The organism is Brunnivagina elsteri CCALA 953, from assembly GCF_002289455.1.
GTDB lineage: Bacteria > Cyanobacteriota > Cyanobacteriia > Cyanobacteriales > Nostocaceae > Brunnivagina > Brunnivagina elsteri.
Map to the genome: position 1 here is coordinate 1 of NZ_NTFS01000529.1, position 3,733 is coordinate 3,733.

Annotated in this window: 3 protein-coding genes and 1 pseudogene; 3 read left to right on the forward strand and 1 reads right to left on the reverse strand. The window is 42.1% G+C overall.

The genetic code is table 11. The features are described from left to right. Window positions 1-580, forward strand: a 580-nt coding sequence (locus CK510_RS27735; protein WP_143289471.1) for an N-acetylmuramoyl-L-alanine amidase family protein, incomplete at its 5' end; no start/stop codon positions are given. 510 nt (window positions 581-1,090) lie between these two features. On the opposite strand, the gene CK510_RS34130 is transcribed toward CK510_RS27735, so the two are convergent. Beyond that, window positions 1,091-1,222, reverse strand: a complete 132-nt coding sequence (locus CK510_RS34130; RefSeq protein ID WP_281257095.1) for a hypothetical protein — start codon at window positions 1,220-1,222, stop codon at window positions 1,091-1,093. A 148-nt stretch (window positions 1,223-1,370) separates the two neighbouring features. Here CK510_RS34130 and CK510_RS27740 point away from each other — a divergent pair, with 148 nt between their 5' ends. Further along, window positions 1,371-3,296 carry an N-acetylmuramoyl-L-alanine amidase gene (locus CK510_RS27740; protein WP_095724720.1) on the forward strand — a complete coding sequence of 642 codons (1,926 nt, stop codon included), beginning with the start codon at window positions 1,371-1,373 and terminating at the stop codon, window positions 3,294-3,296. Between the two features lie 119 nt (window positions 3,297-3,415). Then, a pseudogene (locus tag CK510_RS27745) lies at window positions 3,416-3,733 on the forward strand (glutamate racemase); the annotation flags it as partial.

Below are 3,733 nucleotides of genomic sequence, written 5' to 3' on the forward strand. Positions count from 1 at the left end.
CCCAAATCCCAACCCCATACCCCCACCACGACGTAATGATGGACGTTTGTTAGTAATTATTGATCCAGGACATGGTGGTAAAGATTCGGGGGCACCTGGAATTGGAGGAACACTGGAAAAAAATATTATCCTGCCAATTGGAATTAGGGTAGCGCAGATTTTGCAGCAAAATGGGGTACAAGCCGTGATGACTCGCAACTCTGACTATTTCGTCACCCTGCAAGGACGTGTTGATATGGCAGACAGAGCCAATGCCAACGTCTTTGTGAGCATACATGCTAATTCGGCTGGTGCAAGTCGTCCGGATGTGAATGGGTTGGAAACGTATTATTACGACAGTGGTCTAGGTCTTGCTCGTATCGTCCACAGTACCATACTTCAAAGTCTCAACATTCGAGACAGAGGAGTTAGAAAAGCGCGTTTCTATGTTCTCAGAAAGAGTTCGATGCCTTCCATCTTAGTGGAAACAGGCTATATGACTGGACAAGACGACATTGCAAGGCTACAAACATCACAATACCAAAATCAAATGGCAGATGCGATCGCGCGAGGCATCCTCCAATATCTCCGTCAACGATAAACAAACCTAAACACCTAAAACCTTTACAGTAAATAAACTCTTAGATTCCCATGTTTGAACAGAACACATTTTTTTTGGAAATGCGACTAAAACTGTTAGATGTTGGCTAATTTAGGTATTGGAGATTGGGAATTAGAAATTAGGCATTCACAAATGACAAATGACAAATGACAAATGACAAATGACAAATGACCAAAAATGAATGATGATTAACCACCAACCAACAAGCGCTTTACTCTACTAATGTCTAGTTCTGAAAATTAATTTACTGTTTCGATTAGCAAATTATGGATTGACATTGTAGTTATAAAGATGAAACTTTGTGGCGGAATATACCATCTAATCTTCAAGAGCTAAATCTAAAATTTTTCAGTAAATAGATATATAGTTAGCATTGAACATTTTTTGTTAAATCTAGATTATCTTTTTACTGATGTAATCTAATGCTTTAAAAGGTACTTTTTAGTGACTTATTAGACCCAACCGTATTTAAAATTGTCAAGGTTATCATCATAGCGATGCGCCTTTGGCGTTAAGCATCCCACGAGGAGAATCCCAGAGTGTATCCGTAGGACTCATCCCAACGCCAGCAAAAAAGAAAGAGATAGCATCGGAAGTTCTATGTAAAAGCACTGAACTCATCAAAAAATTCCTCGATTTTTCAACTAATGTTTGGGTGGTGAACTTGTTCCATAAAAAACAGGCAAACCTGTAAGGGTGACGGTGTGAGGATTTGCTAACACTCAGACAGAATGACAACTCCCAATTAATCGACTCAGGAGAAAACACTGTGAAATTACACTGGTTACTACCCAGCACTATTGTTACCGCCTTTATATTTTCGTCACCCGCTCATGCAGCAAAACTTAACTCTTGGCGGTTTGATAGCGCGCAAAATCGCTTAGAAATTACAACAGAGGGTGCTGTTCAACCAAAAGCACAGCTAGTTTTTAACCCAACTAGATTGGTTGTTGATTTACCCGGAACCCAATTTGGTCGTCCCCAAGTCACCCAAGCAGTCGGTGGTGCAATTCGTTCGCTTCGAGTCGGACAATTCGATAAAGATACATCCCGCATAGTTGTTGAACTTGCACCTGGCTACACTCTCAACCCCCAAGAAGTTAAATTTGTTGGGGTTAGCCCAAATCGCTGGACGGTACAGCTACCTAAACCCGAACGCGAAAAAGGGGGAGATTCAGCAGCTACAAATACGGTCTATAACGTAGTTACAACTACCACCAGTAATTCTAATTCTAATAATTCTAATTCTAATTCCAGTAATTCCAATAATACACCTCCTAGAACAACAGTAGTCGCAGCTACCGAAGTTGGAACTCAAATAGAAAACGTCCAAATTACAGGTGATGGTTTTTTTGTACGAACAAGTGGTGGTGGAAATCCCCAGATTCGGGTCATTCGTAGCCTGGATAAACGTTCAATAGATATTGATATTAGTGGTGCGACTATTTCATCCCAGTTAGCGCAACGTGAATTATCAGCCAGCAAGCTTGGTGTTAAGCGCGTTCTCCTATCCCAGCTAAATTCCAGAACACCTACCGTACGGATGCAATTACAGGTAGAAAAAGATAGTCCTGACTGGAAAGCATCAAAAAGCGGCAATAATGCCTTAATTGTCATCCCTGGTACACCTGTAGTTCGCTTGCCAGATCGGGAAAATAATTCCCCTCGCGACAATAACAACCAACCAAATCCACCTGTCAGTAATGAAATAGCAACAATTCAGGCAATTGAACTCAATGTCACTGGAACCCAACTCATCGTTCGTGGAGACCAACGTTTGACAGGGAGTGGTGGTTGGGATCGGTCTAGCGGACTTTTCCGGATTACAATTCCCAATGCCAAACTAGCAAGAGACTTACGTGGACCTTCATTGAGTGCTAACAGCAGCGTATTGAGGGTCAAACTCCAACAAGAATCCAATAACGTAGCCATCCTAGTTCAACCTGCCGCAGGGGTACAAATTGGACAAGTCAACCAACTAAGCGGTCAGTTGCTTTCACTCGACTTACAAAGGGGTATTGTTAGTAGACCTCCTATTAACCCTCCAATCAATCCTCCCGTTGTTCTGCCATTACCACGTCCCAATCCCCAGCCATTACCACCAGGTGGAGTTGTTGACAACCCATCACCAAATCCTTCACCTCGACCTATTCCTAGAGGAAAGATAATTGTGGTTGTTGATCCTGGACATGGAGGTAAAGACTCAGGGGCACCAGGAATTGGTGGATTATTAGAAAAAGACGTAATTTTGCCAATTGGGAAACGGGTTGCGGCAATTTTGGAACAAAACGGCATCCAAGCAGTGATGACGCGAGATTCTGACTACTTTGTAGACTTGAAACCACGGGTAGATTTAGCAGAACGTATAAATGCGACTTTATTTGTCAGTATTCACGCTAATTCAGTTGACGGTCGTCGCGATGTCAATGGTTTGGAAGTCTATTACTACGATAGCGGTTATCAACTAGCAGAAGCTGTAAGGACAACAATTCTTCAAAACATATCCACCATTAAAGATAGAGGAACGCGCAAAGCCAGATTTTACGTATTACGGAAGAGTTCCATGCCTTCGATATTAGTAGAAACTGGCTATATGACAGGACGGGAAGATAATCCTCGTCTTGGTAATCGTGAGTATCAAAATCGGATGGCAGATGCGATCGCACGTGGTATTCTCAAATATCTAAAAAGATAGAGGTAAGGGGCAATGCCCCATGCCCAATTTCGATTTTGTAATAAAAATCCTTGGATAATAATTGTTCATTTGCTATAAATCCTGTATCTTGAATCAAAAACACAAAACAATAATCGCCAGTGTTTCCATCTTCCTTATTTGAAGGCAATCTTTTCCAATCCCACCAAGAACCCCAACGTGCCCCGATTGGTGTCTTTGACAGTGGTGTGGGGGGTTTGACGGTATTGCGCCAACTTTATCGCCAACTTCCCAATGAGTCAATTATCTACTTTGGGGATACGGCTCGATTACCCTATGGCATTCGATCGCAAGCTGAAATTATCCAGTTCAATCGCGAAATTCTCACCTGGATGCAAAATCAAGGTGTGAAAATGGCGGTTATGGCATGTAACACTAGTTCAGCTCTAGCGCTGGAAATAATTCGCGAAGAGTTTAAT